We start from the raw sequence: 17,169 nt of genomic DNA on the forward strand, positions 1-17,169 counted from the left end.
CACCCTGGAGCTGCGATGTCCACATCCGAGAACAAGGTCGTCGAGGCCCTGCGGGCGGCGCTGAAGGAAGCCGACCGCCTGCGCGGGGAGAACCGGCGCCTGACCGGCGAGCCCATCGCGATCATCGGCATGGCCTGCCGTTACCCAGGCGGGGTCCGCTCGCCGGAGGAACTGTGGGACCTGGTCGCCGGGGAACGCACGGGCCTCACCGGATTCCCGGCCGACCGCGGCTGGGACCTCGACGGACTCTACGACCCCGAGCAGGGCAAACCGGGTAAGAGCTACGTCCGGGAAGGCGGTTTCCTGCACGACGCCGCCCGATTCGACCCGGCGTTCTTCGGGATCTCGCCGCGCGAGGCGCTGGCGATGGACCCGCAGCAGCGGTTGCTCCTGGAGATCTCCTGGGAGGCGATCGAACGCGCGGGGATCGCCCCGGATTCCCTGCGGGGCAGCCGGACCGGCGTGTTCGCGGGGGTCATCCACAACGAGTACTCGGCCATCGCGGGCACGCCGCCCGCGGACCTCGAGCCGTATCTCGGCAACGGGAGTTTCGCGAGCATCGCCTCCGGGCGCGTTTCCTACACCTTCGGGCTCGAAGGCCCGGCGGTCACGGTCGACACGGCGTGTTCGTCGTCGCTGGTGGCGCTGCATCTGGCGGCACAGGCGTTGCGGCAGGGTGAATGTTCGCTCGCGCTGGCGGGCGGGGTGACCGTGATGGCCAACCCGGCGGCGTTCGTGGACTTCAGCCGTCAGCGCGGGCTCGCGGCGGACGGGCGGATCAAGGCGTTCGCCGAGGCCGCGGACGGCACCGCCTGGGGTGAAGGCGCGGGCATGCTGCTCGTCGAGCGGCTCTCCGACGCCCGGCGCAACGGGCACCGCGTCCTCGCCGTCGTCCGCGGATCCGCGGTGAACCAGGACGGCGCCTCGAACGGGCTCACCGCGCCCAACGGTCTTTCCCAGCAACGGGTCATCCGGCAGGCGCTGGCGAACGCGCGGCTCGCACCGTCCGATGTGGACGCCATGGAGGCGCACGGCACGGGCACCCGGCTCGGCGACCCGATCGAGGCCCAGGCTTTGCTGGCCACCTACGGCCAGGACCGGAACACCCCGCTCTGGCTCGGTTCGGTGAAGTCGAACATCGGGCACAGCCAGGCCGCGGCCGGGGTCGCGTCGATCATCAAACTCGTCGAGGCGATGCGGCACGGTGTGCTGCCGAAGACCCTGCATGTCGACACGCCGACGTCCCATGTGGACTGGTCCGAGGGCGCGGTCACGTTGCTGACCGAAGCCGAGCCGTGGCCGAAGACGGATCGCCCCCGGCGCGCCGCGGTGTCCTCGTTCGGGATCAGCGGGACCAACGCGCACGTCGTCCTCGAACAGCCCGCCGAGGAAGAAGAACCGCCCTCCACGCTCGCGGGGCCGGTGCCGTTCGTGCTGTCCGGCAAGACCGAAGCCGCCCTGCGCGAGCAGCTGGCACGCGTGCGGGAGCTCGCGCGGGATTCGGACGTCACCGCGGCGGACCTCGCGTTCTCGCTGGCCACCACGCGGACCGCCCTGGAACATCGGGCCGCCGTCGTCGGCACGCTGGACGACTTGCTCACCGCTTCTTTGCTGGAAGGGCGGGCGACGGACGGCGGGACGGCGTTCCTGTTCGCGGGCCAGGGCAGCCAGCGGCTCGGGATGGGCCGGGAGCTGGCCGAGCGTTTCCCGGTGTTCGCCGAGGCCTTCGACGACGTCTCCTCGCGATTCGAGCGACCGATCGCGGAGCTGTCCGCCGAGGAGCTGAACCAGACGGCGAACACGCAGTGCGCGTTGTTCGCGTACGAGGTGGCGCTCTTCCGCTTGGTGGAGAGCTGGGGCATCCGGCCGGACTTCCTGGCGGGGCATTCCGTCGGGGAGATCGCGGCGGCCCACGTCGCGGGTGTGCTGTCGCTCGAAGACGCGGTGACGTTGGTGTCGGCTCGTGGTCGCCTGATGCAGGCGTTGCCGAGCGGCGGCGCGATGGTGGCTCTTCAGGCGACTGAGGCCGAAGTGACTCCGTTGCTGACGGAGCGGGTGTCGCTGGCCGCGATCAACGGTCCGGAGTCGGTGGTCGTGTCGGGCGACGAAGACGCTGTCGCCGCGGTGGTTTCCCAGTTCGAGGGACGCAAGAGCAAGCGCCTCACGGTGAGTCACGCGTTCCACTCCCCGTTGATGGAGCCGATGCTCGACGACTTCCGCGCGGTGGTGGAGGGGCTGGCCTTCGCCGAGCCGCGGATCTCGATCGTGTCCGGCGGCTTGGCCGAAGTGTCCACTTCGGACTATTGGGTTCGGCACGTCCGTGACGCGGTGCGGTTCCACGAGTCGGTCGAATTCCTGAAGGCCGAGGGCGTCACGCGGTTCCTGGAGATCGGGCCCGACGCCGTCCTGACCGCCATGGCCAAGGAAAGCGCCGAGGACGCGGCCGTCCTCCCGGCTTCGCGACGGGATCGCCCCGAGGTGACGACCCTGCTGACGGCGGTCGCCGGACTGCACGTCCATGGGGCCGAGGTCGACTGGGCGCCGCTGTTCGCCGGTGCCCGGCGCGTCGATCTGCCCACGTATCCGTTCCAGTACGAGCACTTCTGGCTCGAATCCGGTGCCGCTCACCGCGACGTCTCCGCCGCCGGGCTGGACGCGTCGCCGCACGCCCTGCTCGCCGCCGCCGTCCGGCCGGCGGGCGAGGACGAGATCCTCCTGACGGGCAGGATCTCGCTGAGCACGCTGCCGTGGCTGGCCGACCACGTCGTCGGCGGAAACGTCCTTCTGCCCGGCACCGCCTTCGCGGAACTCGCGCTCGCGGCCGCCGACGAGGCCGGGTGCGAAGCCGTCGAGGAACTGAATCTGGAAGCGCCGCTGGTGCTGCCCGAGAAGGGCGGCGTCCAGCTGCAGGTCGCGGTCGGCGCCGCGGACGACCAGGGCAGGCGCTCGGTCACCGTGCACGCCCGGCCGGAGGACGACGACGTCTGGGTGCGGCACGCGTCCGGCGTCCTCGGTGCTGCATTGTCCACACAGGACGAGATGACCGAGTGGCCGCCCACGGGTGCGGAGCCGGTCGACCTCGAAGACTTCTACCCGAACCTGAGGGCCGAAGGGCTCGGCTACGGTCCCGCCTTCCAGGGGGTTCGTGCCGTCTGGACCCGCGATGGCGACGTGTTCGCCGAAGTCGAGGTGGACGACACCCCTGGCACCTTCGGGATCCATCCCGCGTTGTTCGACTCCGCGCTGCACGCCATCGGCGTCGGCGAATCGCGGGGGCTGGAGATCCCCTTCGCCTGGTCGGATCTCCGCCTGCACGCCGACGGCGCGACGGTGCTCCGGGTCCGTCTCAGCCCTGCGGGTGACGGCGCCGTCTCCGTTTTCGCGACCGATCCCGCCGGAGCTCCGGTGCTGTCGGTCGGCTCGCTCAGCCTGCGGGCTCCGGTCGCCGCGGCCGCGTCGCTTCCCCGAGACTCGCTGTTCCGCGTCACCTGGACGCCGGTGACGGTGCCCGCCGGGGCAGGGGAGCCGGCCGTGGAGTCCTTTGTGGACTTCGCGGACGTCCGGCACGCGACGGCGCACGCCTGGGAGATCGCCGTGGAGCCGGGCGAGGATCCCGTGGTGTTCCTGACCAGTGGCGCGTTCACCGATCCGGCGCAGGCCGCGGTCTGGGGACTGGTGCGTTCGGCGCGGGAGGAGTACCCCGGCCGGTTCGTGCTCGTCGACGCCGACGACCCCACCACGCTCTCGGACGGCCTGCTGGCCGGGATCGTGGCCTCCGGCGAGACCGAAGCCGTCGTGCGCGAGGGCGAGGTCCGTGTCCCGCGGCTCACCCCGGTGCGCGGTGGTGAAACCGGACCGGGCTGGGATCCGGACGGAACGGTCCTGATCACCGGCGGCACCGGTGCGCTCGCCGCCGAACTCGCCCGTCACCTCGTCACGCGACGTGGTGTGCGGAACCTGATTCTCGCCGGTCGCCGCGGTTCCGCCGCGGAAGGCGCGAACGAGCTGGCCGCCGAACTGGCGGACCTCGGCGCCCAGGCGCGTATCGTCGCCTGCGACGTCGCGGACCGCGACCAGCTGACGGCGTTGCTCGACGGCGTTCCGCTCACCGCGGTCGTCCATGCCGCGGGTGTGCTCGACGACGGCCTGCTCGCCGACCTGACCCCGGACCGGTTCGAAACCGTGTTCAGGTCCAAAGTGGACGGCGCGCTCCTGCTCGACGAACTGGCCGGCGACGCCCACCTCGTGTTCTTCTCCTCCGCGGCCGGCGTGCTCGGCAGCGCGGGACAGGCCAACTACGCCGCCGCCAACGCCGCCCTCGACGCGGTGGCCGCGCGCCGCCGCGAACGCGGACTGCCCGCGACCTCGCTCGCGTGGGGGCTCTGGGAGACCGGCGACGGGATGGCGGGCGCGCTCGCCGGAACCGATCGCGCGCGGATGGCGGGCTCCGGGCTGCTGCCGCTCCCGGCCGCCGACGCCTTGACCCTCTTCGACTTCGCCGTGGGAGCGGAGGAAGCGCTGTTCGTGCCGATGCGGCTCGACGTGCCCGCCCTTCGCACGAGTGTTACGGACGTCCCGCTCCTGCGGGCCTTCGCCGGGAAATCCCGGCGAACCGCGTCGGCCGCCCCCGCCGCGCGGGAACTGCGTGACCGGCTGGCGTCGCTGCCCGCCGAGGAACGAGACCGGGAACTGCTCGCGCTGGTGCGCGGCCAGGTCGCCGACGTGCTCGGCCACCGGGACGCCGGAGCCGTCGAACCGGCCCGCCCGTTCCGGGAGCTGGGTTTCGACTCGCTGACCGCGGTGGAACTGCGCAACGGTCTCAACGCCGTCTCCGGGCTCCGGCTGCCCGCGACCGCGGTGTTCGACCACCCCACCCCGAAGGCGCTCGCGGAGTTGCTCGCCGCCGAACTGTTCGGCGCCGCGCCCGACGTTCCGGTCCGGCGGCCTGCGACCGTGGCCGACGAGCCGATCGCCATCATCGGCATGGCGTGCCGTTACCCCGGCGGGGTCGCCTCACCGGAGGACCTCTGGCGGCTGGTCGCGGAGGGCCGCGACGGCATCTCGCTCTTCCCGGCCGACCGAGGCTGGGACGTGGACGGCCTCTACGACCCGGACCCCGGCAAGGCGGGGAAGAGCTACGTGCGCGAGGGCGGATTCCTCCACGAGGCAGGCGATTTCGACGCCGGTTTCTTCGGGATCTCGCCGCGTGAGGCACTGGGCATGGACCCCCAGCAGCGGCTGCTGCTGGAGGTCTCGTGGGAGGCCTTCGAACGGGCCGGGATCGACCCCGGAACGCTGCGGGGCAGCGACACCGGCGTCTTCGCCGGGCAGATGTACCACGACTACCTCACCGGTGCCACGGTCGTTCCCGACGACGTCGAGGGTTACCTCGGCACCGGCAACTCCGGAAGTGTGCTGTCCGGGCGGGTTTCCTACACCTTCGGCCTCGAAGGCCCGGCCGTCACCGTCGACACCGCATGTTCGTCGTCGCTGGTGGCGCTGCACCTGGCGGCTCAGGCGTTGCGCCGCGGCGAATGCTCGCTCGCGCTGGCCGGCGGGGTGACCGTGATGGCCACCCCGGAGACGTTCGTCGACTTCAGCCGTCAGCGAGGCTTGGCGCCGGACGGCCGCTCGAAGTCCTTTTCGGACGGTGCGGACGGCACGTCCTGGTCCGAAGGCGTCGGCATGCTGCTCGTTGAGCGGCTCTCCGACGCCGAGCGCAACGGGCACCGGATCCTGGCCGTCGTCCGCGGTTCCGCGGTGAACCAGGACGGCGCGTCCAACGGGCTCACCGCGCCGAACGGTCCTTCGCAGCAGCGGGTGATCCGGCGGGCTTTGGCGGACGCGCGTCTGGAACCATCCGAAGTGGATGCCGTCGAGGCGCACGGGACCGGCACCACGCTGGGCGACCCGATCGAGGCGCAGGCGTTGCTGGCGACCTACGGTCAGGGCCGGGAGGACGCCGCGCTGTGGCTCGGGTCGATCAAGTCGAACATCGGGCACAGCCAGGCGGCCGCCGGGGTGGCGGGCGTGATCAAGATGGTCGAGGCGATGCGTCACGGGGTGCTGCCGAAGACGTTGCACGTCACCGAACCGTCGTCCCATGTGGACTGGGCGGCGGGTGCGATCTCCCTGCTGACCGAGGCGCGGCCCTGGCCGGAGGCCGGACGGCCCCGGCGCGCGGCGGTGTCGTCGTTCGGGATCAGCGGGACCAACGCGCATATCGTCCTGGAGCAGGGGCCCGCTCCGGTGGAGGCCGCCGAATCCGGTGAGGGACTGGCGCCGTTCGTCCTCTCCGCCGGGAGTGAAGCGGCCCTGCACGACCAAGCGTCGCGGTTGAGGGACTTCCTCGCCGAGACACCCGCCGCCTTGACCGACGTCGCGTTCTCGCTGGTGACCACCCGCGCGGCACTGGAGCACCGGGCGGCCGTCGTGGCCGCGGACCGCGAAACCCTGCTGGCCGGGCTGGAAAACCTCGCCATCACCGGTCGTGCGACGGAGGGCCGGACGGCTTTCCTGTTCACCGGTCAGGGCAGTCAGCGGCTCGGGATGGGTCTTGAGCTGACTGAGCGCTTTCCGGTGTTCGCCGAGGCTTATGACGAGGTGTGTTCCCGCTTCGAACAGCCGCTCAGGGACTTGTCGTCGGATGAGCTGAACCAGACCGCCAATACGCAGTGCGCGTTGTTCGCGCTTGAAGTGGCGTTGTTCCGTTTGGTCGAGAGCTGGGGTGTCCGGCCGGACTTCCTCGCCGGTCACTCGGTCGGCGAGATCGCGGCCGCCCACGTCGCGGGCGTGCTTTCCCTCGACGATGCCGCCAAGCTGGTGTCGGCACGCGGCCGGTTGATGCAGGCCTTGCCCACCGGCGGCGCGATGGTGGCTCTTCAGGCGACTGAGGCCGAGGTGACATCGCTGCTGACCGAGCGGGTTTCCCTGGCGGCGATCAACGGCCCGGAGTCGGTGGTGGTCTCGGGTGACGAGGACGCCGTTGTCGCGGTGGTCTCTCAGTTCGAGGGACGCAAGAGCAAGCGCCTCATGGTGAGTCACGCGTTCCATTCGCCGTTGATGGAACCGATGCTGGACGAGTTCCGCGCCGTCACCGACAGCCTGACATTTGCGGTGCCGAGGATTCCGATCGTGTCGGGTGGGTTGACGGAAGTGTCTACTTCGGACTATTGGGTCCGGCACGTCCGTGATGCGGTGCGGTTCCACGAGTCGGTCAAGTTCCTGGAAGCCGAGGGTGTCACGCGGTTCCTGGAGATCGGGCCGGACGGCGTCCTGACCGCAATGGCCAAGGAAAGCGCCGAGGACGCGGTCGTCGTTCCGGCACTCCGGCGCGACCGGCCGGAGGTGGAGACGCTGCTGACGGCGGTCGCGGGCCTGCACGCCCACGGCGTGGACGTCGATCTGGCGGCCCTGCTCGGCGGCGGCCGTCCCGTCGACTTGCCCACGTATGCCTTCCAGCACCGCCGTTTCTGGCTTTCGTCGGCAGGCGGTGCGGCGGGCGACGTCACTGCAGCCGGGCTCGGCACCACCGATCACCCGCTGCTCGGCGCGGCCGCGGCCCTGCCGGGCGACGGCGGATTCCTGCTCACCGGTCGGTTGTCCGGGCACGCCCAGCCGTGGCTGGCCGAACACCGGGTCGGCGGCGTGGTTCTGCTGCCGGGCACCGCGTTCGTCGAGATCGCCCTGCGCGCGGGAGACGAGGCCGGCTGCGGCCACCTCGAAGATCTGACCCTCGAAACGCCGCTCGTCCTGCCCGAACGCGGTGCGACCCAGCTGTCCGTGCTGGTCGGCACGGCCGACGACACCGGTCGCCGGACCGTCGAGATCCACTCACGTGAGGAAGGCGAAGACGGCTGGCAGCGGCACGCGACCGGGCTGCTTTCGGCCGCCGGAGCCGTCGAACCGGCCGGGTTGACGACTTGGCCGCCGCAGAACGCCGAAGCCGTCCAGGTGGGTGACGTCTACGCGCGCCTCGCCGCCACCGGTCTCGAGTACGGCCCCGCGTTCCGTGGCCTCCGGGCGGCGTGGCGAGCGGGTGAAGACCTGTTCGCGGAGGTCGAACTCCCGGAGGAACAGCACGCCGACGCAGCGCGGTTCGGTGTCCATCCGGCGCTGCTCGACGCCGCGCTCCACACCCTCGGCCTCGCGGGCGGCGACGACGGCACGCGGCTCCCGTTCGCCTGGTCCGGCGTACGCCTGCACGCCGCGGGCGCGACCCGGCTCCGTGTCCGGCTGCGGCCGTCCGGTCCCGACGGGTTCGAGGTCCTGGTCGCCGACGGCACCGGCCGCCCGGTCGTCTCAGCCGAAGAGTTGACGCTGCGCGAGATCTCGGGCGACGCCTTGGCGCGCAAGGGACACGACTCGCTCTACCGGGTCGGCTGGCGTCCGGTCCCGCTCCCGGAGACCGGCGAAGCCCTGCCCACGGAGTCCGTTTTCTCCGTGCCGCTCGGCGGAGACTCCGCCGAGCGTGTCCACGAGACGACGGCCGCCGTCCTCGGAATCGTCCAGCGATGGCTCGAAGACGAGCCGGACGGTCCGCTCGTCGTCCACACCCGGGGCGCGGTCGCCGCGGGCGACGGCGAAGCGGTGACCGACCTCGCGCACGCCGCGGTCTGGGGACTGGTGCGTGCCGCACAGTCGGAGAACCCCGGGCGGTTCGTGCTGGTCGACGCCGAGACCTTGCCCGACGGCCGGATCCTGGCCGTCGACGAGCCGCAACTCGCTCTCCGCGACGGCCGGGCTCTCGCACCGCGGCTGGCCACCACCGCCTCGTCCACGGAACTGACCCCGCCCGAGGGCGCCTGGCGGCTGGACACCACCGGCCGCGGCACCCTGGAGAACCTCACGCTGGTGCCGTCGCCCGAAGCGGTCGCGCCGCTGGCCGAGGGCGAGGTCCGGATCGCGGTGCGGGCCGCCGGCCTCAACTTCCGCGACGTCCTGATCGCGCTGGGCATGTACCCGGGCGCGGCCACCCTCGGCAGTGAAGGCGCGGGCGTGATCACCGAGATCGGGCCCGGTGTCACCGGTCTCGACGTCGGCGACCGCGTGTTCGGCCTGATGTCGAACGGCTTCGGACCTCAGGTCGTCACCGACCACCGGACGCTGGCGAAGATGCCGGACGACTGGTCGTTCGCCACGGCGGCCTCGGTCCCGATCGTGTTCCTCACCGCCTACTACGGCCTGTTCGACCTCGCGCGACTCCAAGCGGGAGAGTCGATCCTGGTGCACGCGGCGGCGGGCGGCGTCGGCATGGCCGCGACCCAGCTGGCCCGTCACGCCGGGGCCGAGGTGTTCGGCACCGCCGGTCCGGGCAAGTGGGACACCTTGCGTGCCAACGGTTTCGCCGACACCCACCTCTCGTCCTCCCGTGACCTGGGCTTCGAGGAGAAGTTCCGCGCCGCCACCGCCGGACGCGGGGTCGACGTCGTCCTGAACTCGCTGGCCGGCGACTACGTCGACGCGTCCCTGCGGCTGCTGGCCCCGGGTGGGCGGTTCGCCGAGATGGGCAAGACCGACATCCGCGAACCGGGGGAGACCGGGGTGGAGTACCACCCCTTCGACGTGATCGACGCCGGACCCGAACGCATCCACGAGATGCTCGCCGCGCTGCTGGAGCTGTTCGCGGCCGGGGCGCTGACGCCGTTGCCGGTCACCGCGTGGGACGTCCGGCGCGGCCCCGACGCGTTCCGTTTCCTCAGCCAGGCCAAGCATGTCGGCAAGAACGTGCTGACCATGCCCGCCGCCCTCGATCCCGGCGGCACCGTGCTCGTCACCGGGGGAACGGGCGCCCTCGGCGCGCTCTTCGCCCGGCATCTGGTGCGCGAACGCGGCGTCCGGCGGCTGCTGCTGACCAGCAGGCGCGGGCACGACGCGCCGGGTGTCTCCGAGTTGGTCGCCGAACTCACCGAAGCGGGCGCGTCGGTGACGGTCGAGGCGTGCGACGCGGCGGATCGCGACGCGCTCGCCGCCGTCCTCGCCGGGATCCCGGCCGCGCATCCGTTGACCGGCGTGGTGCACACGGCGGGTGTCCTCGACGACGGTCTCGTCGGCTCGCTGACCCCGGAGCGGCTGGCGAAGGTGCTGCGGCCGAAGGTCGACGCGGCGCTGAACCTGCACGAACTGACCACTGGCGCGGATCTCGCCGAGTTCGTCGTCTTCTCCTCGGCGGCCGGAGTCTTCGGCAACGCCGGACAGGCGAACTACGCCGCCGCGAACGGTTTCCTGGACGCGCTCAGCGTCCGGCGCGCCGTGCACGGGCTGCCCGCGCGATCGCTGGCGTGGGGTCTGTGGGCCGAAACGGGCGGCATGGGCGGGACGCTCGGCGAGGCCGAACTGGCCAGGATGGCCCAGAGCGGTAGCGCCGCACTGTCCACACAGGATGGTCTGGAGCTCTTCGACGCCGCGGGCGCGCTGGCGGAACCGGTGCTGGTGCCGATGCGCCTGGACGTCACCGCGATGGGCGCGGACGGCCTTCCGCCGTTGCTGCGCGGCCTCGCCCGCGGCCCGGTACGCCGCGCCGCGTCCGCCGGGACCACCGGTGACGCGGACTCGTTGCGGGACCGGCTCCTCGCCGTGCCCGCCGCCGACCGGGCGACCCTGCTGGTCGACCTCGTGCGCACCCATTCCGCGACCGTGCTCGGGCACACCGCGGCGGACGCGGTCGAGGCCACGCGGTCCTTCCAGGAGATCGGATTCGACTCCCTGACCGCCGTCGAACTGCGCAACCGGCTCACCGCCGCCACCGGGCTGCGGCTGCCGGCGACGCTGATCTTCGACTATCCGACCCCGGAGGCACTCGCCGCCCACATCGGCGAGGGCGTCCTGGGTGCGCAGGGCGGGCCCGAGACCGGACAGGCGGCGGTGACGGCCGACGAACCGATCGCGATCGTCGCGATGAGCTGCCGCTTCCCCGGCCACGCCGACACCCCCGAACGGCTCTGGGCGCTGCTGGCCGAAGGCAAGGACGCGCTGGGCGAGTTCCCCGCCGACCGCGGCTGGGACCTGGAGCGGCTGTTCGACACCGACCCGGACCGCCGGGGCACCTCCTACACCCGCCAAGGCGCCTTCCTGGAAACCGCCGGGGAGTTCGACGCGGGCTTTTTCGGGATCCCGCCGCGCGAGGCGCTGGCGATGGATCCGCAGCAACGGCTCCTGCTGGAGACGTCGTGGGAGGCGTTCGAACGCGCCGGGATCGATCCGGCCACGCTGCGCGGCAGCCGTACCGGCGTGTTCGCAGGGGTGATGGACAACGAATACGTGTCCAGTTCGGCGGAGGTCCCCGACGGGGTCGAGGGCTACCTGGCCACCGGTACCTCGGCGAGCGTCGCCTCGGGCCGCGTTTCGTACACCTTCGGGCTCGAAGGTCCCGCGGTCACCGTCGACACGGCGTGTTCGTCGTCGCTGGTCGCGCTGCATCTGGCGGCGCAGGCGCTGCGGCAGGGCGAATGTTCGTTGGCCTTGGCCGGTGGGGTGACCGTGATGGCCACGCCGGGCACGTTCGTCGAGTTCAGCCGTCAGCGCGGGTTGGCCGCGGACGGTCGCTGCAAGGCGTTCGCCGACGGCGCCGACGGCACGGGCTGGGGTGAAGGCGCCGGGATGCTGCTCGTGGAGCGGCTTTCCGACGCCCGTCGCAACGGGCATCCGGTGCTCGCGGTGCTGCGGGGCAGCGCGGTCAACCAGGACGGCGCGTCGAACGGCCTCACCGCGCCGAACGGCCCTTCGCAGCAGCGGGTGATCCGTCAGGCACTGGCGAACGCGCGGCTCGAACCGTCCGAAGTGGACGCCGTCGAAGCGCACGGAACCGGGACCACGCTGGGCGACCCGATCGAGGCGCAGGCCCTGCTGGCGACCTACGGCCAGGACCGGGAACGGCCGTTGCTCCTCGGTTCGGTCAAGTCGAACATCGGGCACACGCAAGCGGCGGCGGGTGTCGCTGGAGTGATCAAGATGGTGCTCGCGATGCGCCACGGGACGCTGCCGCGCACGCTGCACGTCGACACGCCGACATCGCGGGTCGACTGGGCGGCGGGCCGGGTCGAGCTCGCGACCGAGCCGACCCCGTGGCCGGAGACCGGCGGCCCGCGCCGAGCGGCGGTGTCGTCGTTCGGGATGAGCGGTACCAACGCGCACGTCGTCCTCGAACAGGCCGAAGCGGCCGAGACACGGGACGAACCGGCATCGGGGCTGCTCGGTGACGTCGTCGCCTGGCCGCTGTCGGCCAAGGAACCCGAGGCCGTGGCCGCGCAGGCGGCACGGCTGAAGTCCTTCCTGACCGGCGAACGCCCGGTGGACGTGGCGTATTCGCTGGCGACCGCGCGGACCACGCTGGAGCATCGGGCCGTCGTCGTTGGCGAGGACCCGGTCGCCGGGTTGGCCGCACTGGCCGCGGGTGAGCCGTCGGGTTCGGTGGTGACCGGAATCGCGACCAGCGGGAAATCGGTGTTCGTCTTCCCCGGTCAGGGGTCGCAGTGGGCCGGGATGGCGGTGGAACTGCTGGCGTCCGCGCCCGTGTTCGCCGAGTCGATGGCCGAGTGCGAAGCGGCCCTCCTGTCCTATGTGGACTGGAAACTGACCGAGGTGCTCTCGGACGCGACCGCGCTGGAGCGGGTCGACGTCGTGCAGCCCGCCTTGTTCGCGGTGATGGTGTCGCTGGCCAGGCTGTGGCGTGCCAGTGGTATCGAACCTGCCGCCGTCGTCGGTCACTCCCAGGGCGAGATCGCGGCGGCGTGTGTCGCCGGCGCGCTGTCGCTCGACGACGCGGCGCGGGTGGTCTGCCTGCGCAGCAAGGCGATCACGGCGCTTTCGGGCCGGGGCGGCATGGTCTCCGTCGCCGCTCCCGAAGACCGGGTCCGCGAGCTGCTGCCCGAGGGTGTGTCGCTCGCCGCGGTGAACGGTCCCGCGTCCGTGGTGGTGTCGGGTGACGTCGCCGGTCTGGACGCACTCATGGCCGCTTGCGAAGAGAATGGGTTGCGTGCCAAGCGAATCCCGGTGGATTACGCGTCACATTCCGCGCACGTCGACGCGATCGAACAGGACGTCCTGGCCGCGCTCGACGGGATCGAGCCGCGGGTGCCGGAGATCCCGTTCTACTCGACGGTGGCGGGGGAGCCGCTCGATCCCGTGGTGGACGCGGCGTACTGGTTCCGGAACCTGCGCGGGACCGTCCACTTCGGACAGGCCGTCCGGCGGCTGCTCGACGACGGGTTCCGGTTCTTCGTCGAGGCGAGCCCGCATCCGGTCCTGGTCACCGGGATCGCCGACACCGCCGAGGACGCGGGAGAACGCGCCGTCGCGGTCGGCAGCCTGCGCCGGGACGAGGGAGGGCCGCTCCGATTCCTCACCTCGCTGGCCGAAGCCCATGTCCACGGCCTCAGCCCGGATTGGGCGGCGCTGGCCCCCGGAACTCGCATCGACCTGCCGACCTACGCCTTCCAGCACGAGCACTACTGGCTGCGGACGCGGTCTTCCGCCGACCCCGGACAGGCCGGTCTGGACGATGGCGGGCATCCGCTGCTCGGGGCCGTCGTCCCGCTGGCCGGCAGCGACGGCCTGGTGGCCACCGGCCGGATCTCGGCGCGGAACCAGACCTGGCTGCCCGATCACGCCGTCGGAGGCGCGCTGCTGCTGCCCGGCGCGGCGCTCGTGGATCTGGCGCTCACGGTGGGGGAGCGCACCGGCTGCGGCCGGATCGCCGAACTGACCATCGAGGCGCCGCTCGTCCTCGGGGAGTCCGGGAGCGCGCGGCTGCAGGTGACCGTCGGAGCGTCCGCTGACGACGGCACCCGCGAGGTCGCCGTGTACTCCCGGGCCGAAACCGGTGGTACGGACTGGATCCGGCACGCGACCGGCCTGCTTGCCGCGGACGGGGAGACGTCCGTGGCGGACCTGACCCAGTGGCCGCCCGCGGGAGCTGAACCGATCTCCCTCGACGGCCATTACGAAGGCCTCGCGGAACTGGGTTACGGCTACGGTCCGGCGTTCCGCGGGCTGCGCGCCGCGTGGCGCCGGGGCGACGACGTGTTCGCCGAGATCGCCCTCCCGGAGGACCGGATCGCCGAGGCCGCCGCGTTCGGCCTGCACCCCGCGCTCCTCGATGCCGCCCTGCACGCGCTGGGCTTCGGGCTGCTCCCCGACGACGGGCAACTGCGGCTTCCGTTCGCGTGGAACGAGGTCTCGCTGTCGGCCGTCGGCGCGCCGAGCCTGCGCGTCCGGCTTTCCCCCGCCGGGGAGGACGCGGTGACGGTGGACCTCGCCGACACCGCCGGGGCGCCGGTCGCCTCGATCGGCTCCGTGGTGTTCCGGCCGGTGGCCGAGGCGCAGCTCGCCGGTGCCCGGCGGGATCCGGCGGATTCGCTGTTCCAGGTCCAATGGACGGATCTGTCCACAAAGGACGTCCTCGCGCCGTCGATCGTCGTGCTCGGTGAAGACTGCACAGACCTGGCGGAGCTCGCGGCGGATCTCGACGCGGGCCGGCCGGAACCCGATGTGGTCGTCACGACCTGCGCACCCGTCACCGGCGACCTCGCCGAGGGCGCGCACGTCGCCGCAAGGGAAGCGCTGGCGCTCGTCCAAAACTGGCTGGCGGACGACCGGTTCTCCGGCGCCAGGCTGGTGTTCCGGACTTCGGGCGCGGTCTCGGTGGCCGCGGACGAACCGGTGTCCGACCCGGCCACCGCGACGGTCTGGGGTCTCGTGCGCACGGCGCAGGAGGAGAACCCCGGCCGGTTCGGTCTTCTCGACACAGACGGCTCCGAGGCTGGGTGGGCTGAGGCGCTCGCGCTCGACGAGCCCCAGCTCGCGGTGCGGGCCGGAACGGTGCTCGGCGCCCGGCTGGTCAAGGCGTCCGCAGACACGTCGCTCGTCCCGCCTTCGGGCAGCCGCGCGTGGACGGTCGACACTCTCGGTGGCGGCACCCTGGAGAACCTGGTGCTGCGGGACCGGCCCGACCTGCTGGCTCCGCTCGCCGAGGGGCAGGTCCGTATCGCCGTGCGGTCGGCCGGGCTCAACTTCCGGGACGTCGTGGTGGCCCTCGGGCTCGTCCCGGGGCAGGAAGGCATCGGCGGGGAAGGCGCGGGCGTGGTCACCGAGACCGGCCCCGGCGTCACCGATCTGGCGCCGGGCGACCGCGTGCTGGGCATGTTCGACGCGTCGTTCGGCCCGGTCGCCGTCGCCGACCGGAAGCTGATCGCGCCCGTCCCGGACGACTGGTCGTTCACCGAGGCCGCGTCGGCGCCCGTCGCGTTCCTCACCGCGTATGTCGGCCTGGCCGACCTCGGTGAGCTGCGGCCGGGGCAGACCGTGCTGATCCACGCCGCCGCCGGTGGCGTGGGGATGGCCGCGGTCCAGCTGGCCCGGCACTTCGGCGCCGAGATCTACGTGACCGCGAGCCCCGCGAAATGGGACACGCTGCGGTCGATGGGCTTCGACGACGACCACATCGCTTCCAGCCGGACACTCGATTTCGAAGACAAGATCCGCGAAGCGACCGGCGGTCGCGGTGTCGACCTCGTGCTGGACTCCCTGGCCAGGGAGTTCGTCGACGCGTCGCTGCGCCTGGTGCGCGAAGGTGGCCGGTTCGTCGAGATGGGCAAGACCGACATCCGTGACGCGGACGAGGTCGCGGCCGCGCATCCCGGCGTCACCTACCGCGCGTTCGACCTGATCGACTCCGGGCACGACCGGATCCAGGAGATCCTCGGCGAACTCCTGGCGCTGGCGGACAAGGACGTGGTGCGGCCGCTGCCGACCACCGCGTGGGACGTCCGGCGCGCCCCCGAGGCGTTCCGGTTCCTCAGCCAGGCCAAGCACACGGGCAAGATCGTGCTGGAACCGCCCGCCGTCCTCGACCCCGAGGGCACGGTGCTGATCACCGGTGGCACCGGCGTGCTGGGCGGTCTGTTCGCCCGGCATCTGGTGGCCACGCGCGGCGTCCGGCGGCTGCTGCTCACGAGCAGGCGCGGGCTCGACGCCGAGGGCGCGCGGGAACTGGTCGCGGACCTGACCGGGCTCGGGGCCACGGTGACCGTCGTGGCCTGCGACGTCGCCGATCGCGCCGCCGTCGCCGGACTGCTCGGCTCGGTACCGCCGGAGCATCCGCTGACCGCCGTGGTGCACACCGCCGGTGTGCTCGACGACGGGTTGATCCCGGCGCTGACCCCGGACCGGCTCGGCACCGTCTTCCGTCCGAAGGTCGACGCCGCGGTCCACCTGCACGAACTGACCCGCGACCTCGGACTGGCCGCGTTCGTGCTGTTCTCCTCGTCCGCGGCGACGTTCGGTGCCGCCGGACAGGGGAACTACGCGGCGGCCAACGCCTTCCTCGACGCACTGGCCCAGCACCGCCGGGCAGACGGGCTCGCCGGACAGGCGCTGGCGTGGGGCTTCTGGGCCGAGCGGAGCGCGATGACCGGCCACCTCGACGAGGCGGACGTGGCCAGGATGAAGCGATCCGGGGTCAGCCCACTGTCCTCTGTGGATGGTCTCGCGCTGTTCGACGCGGCGGGGGAACGGGACGTCGCGGCGCTGGTGCCCGTGCATCTGGACACCGCCGCGCTCCGAGGCCAGACCGAAGTCCCCGCTCTGCTGCGGGTTCTCGCGGGCGCTCCGGCCAAACGGGTCGCGGGAGCGGCCGCCACGAGCGGGCCGTCGCTAGCCCAGCGGCTGGCTGCATTGCCCGCCGCGGACCGGGAGCCGTTCCTGCTGGATCTGGTGCGCTCGTACGCCGCGGCCGCGCTCGGCCACGCGTCGGTCGCCAAGGTCGGCCCGGAGCTGGCCTTCCGCGACCTCGGCTTCGACTCGCTGACCGCGGTCGAGCTGCGCAACCGGCTCGGCGCGGCGACCGGGCTGCGGCTGCCGTCCACGCTGGTCTTCGATCAGCCGAGCCCGGCCGCGCTGGCCCGGCATCTGCTGGTGGAACTGGGCGAACCGGCGGGCGCAGAGCCCGAGGTGGCGGTGCTGGCCGACCTCGACCGGCTGGAGACCGCGCTGGCCGCGGCGGTCACCGACGACGAGACCGCGGACCGGATCACCGACCGGCTGCGCGCGGTACTCGCCCGGTGGACCGAATCCCGAGGCCCGGCCGCGGACGAGGGTGACGGCGACCTGGCCGACGCCAGCGCCGACGAGCTGTTCGACATCTTGCACAAGGAATTCGGAAGGTCGTGACCC

1 protein-coding gene is annotated in these 17,169 nt (G+C 72.3%); it reads left to right on the forward strand.

Annotated elements, in window-relative coordinates; translation table 11 throughout:
- The first annotated feature begins 15 nt into the window (after positions 1 to 15).
- Positions 16 to 17,166, forward strand: a complete 17,151-nt coding sequence (locus AJAP_RS12270; protein ID WP_051972422.1) for a type I polyketide synthase — start codon at positions 16 to 18, stop codon at positions 17,164 to 17,166.
- The last annotated feature ends 3 nt before the right edge of the window (positions 17,167 to 17,169 follow it).

It is taken from the genome of Amycolatopsis japonica (assembly GCF_000732925.1).
Taxonomy (GTDB): domain Bacteria; phylum Actinomycetota; class Actinomycetes; order Mycobacteriales; family Pseudonocardiaceae; genus Amycolatopsis; species Amycolatopsis japonica.

Coding starts and splice junctions, on each gene's coding strand:
- AJAP_RS12270 (WP_051972422.1), top strand. CDS start 16: ATGTCCACATCCGAGAACAAGGTCGTCGAGGCCCTGCGGGCGGCGCTG.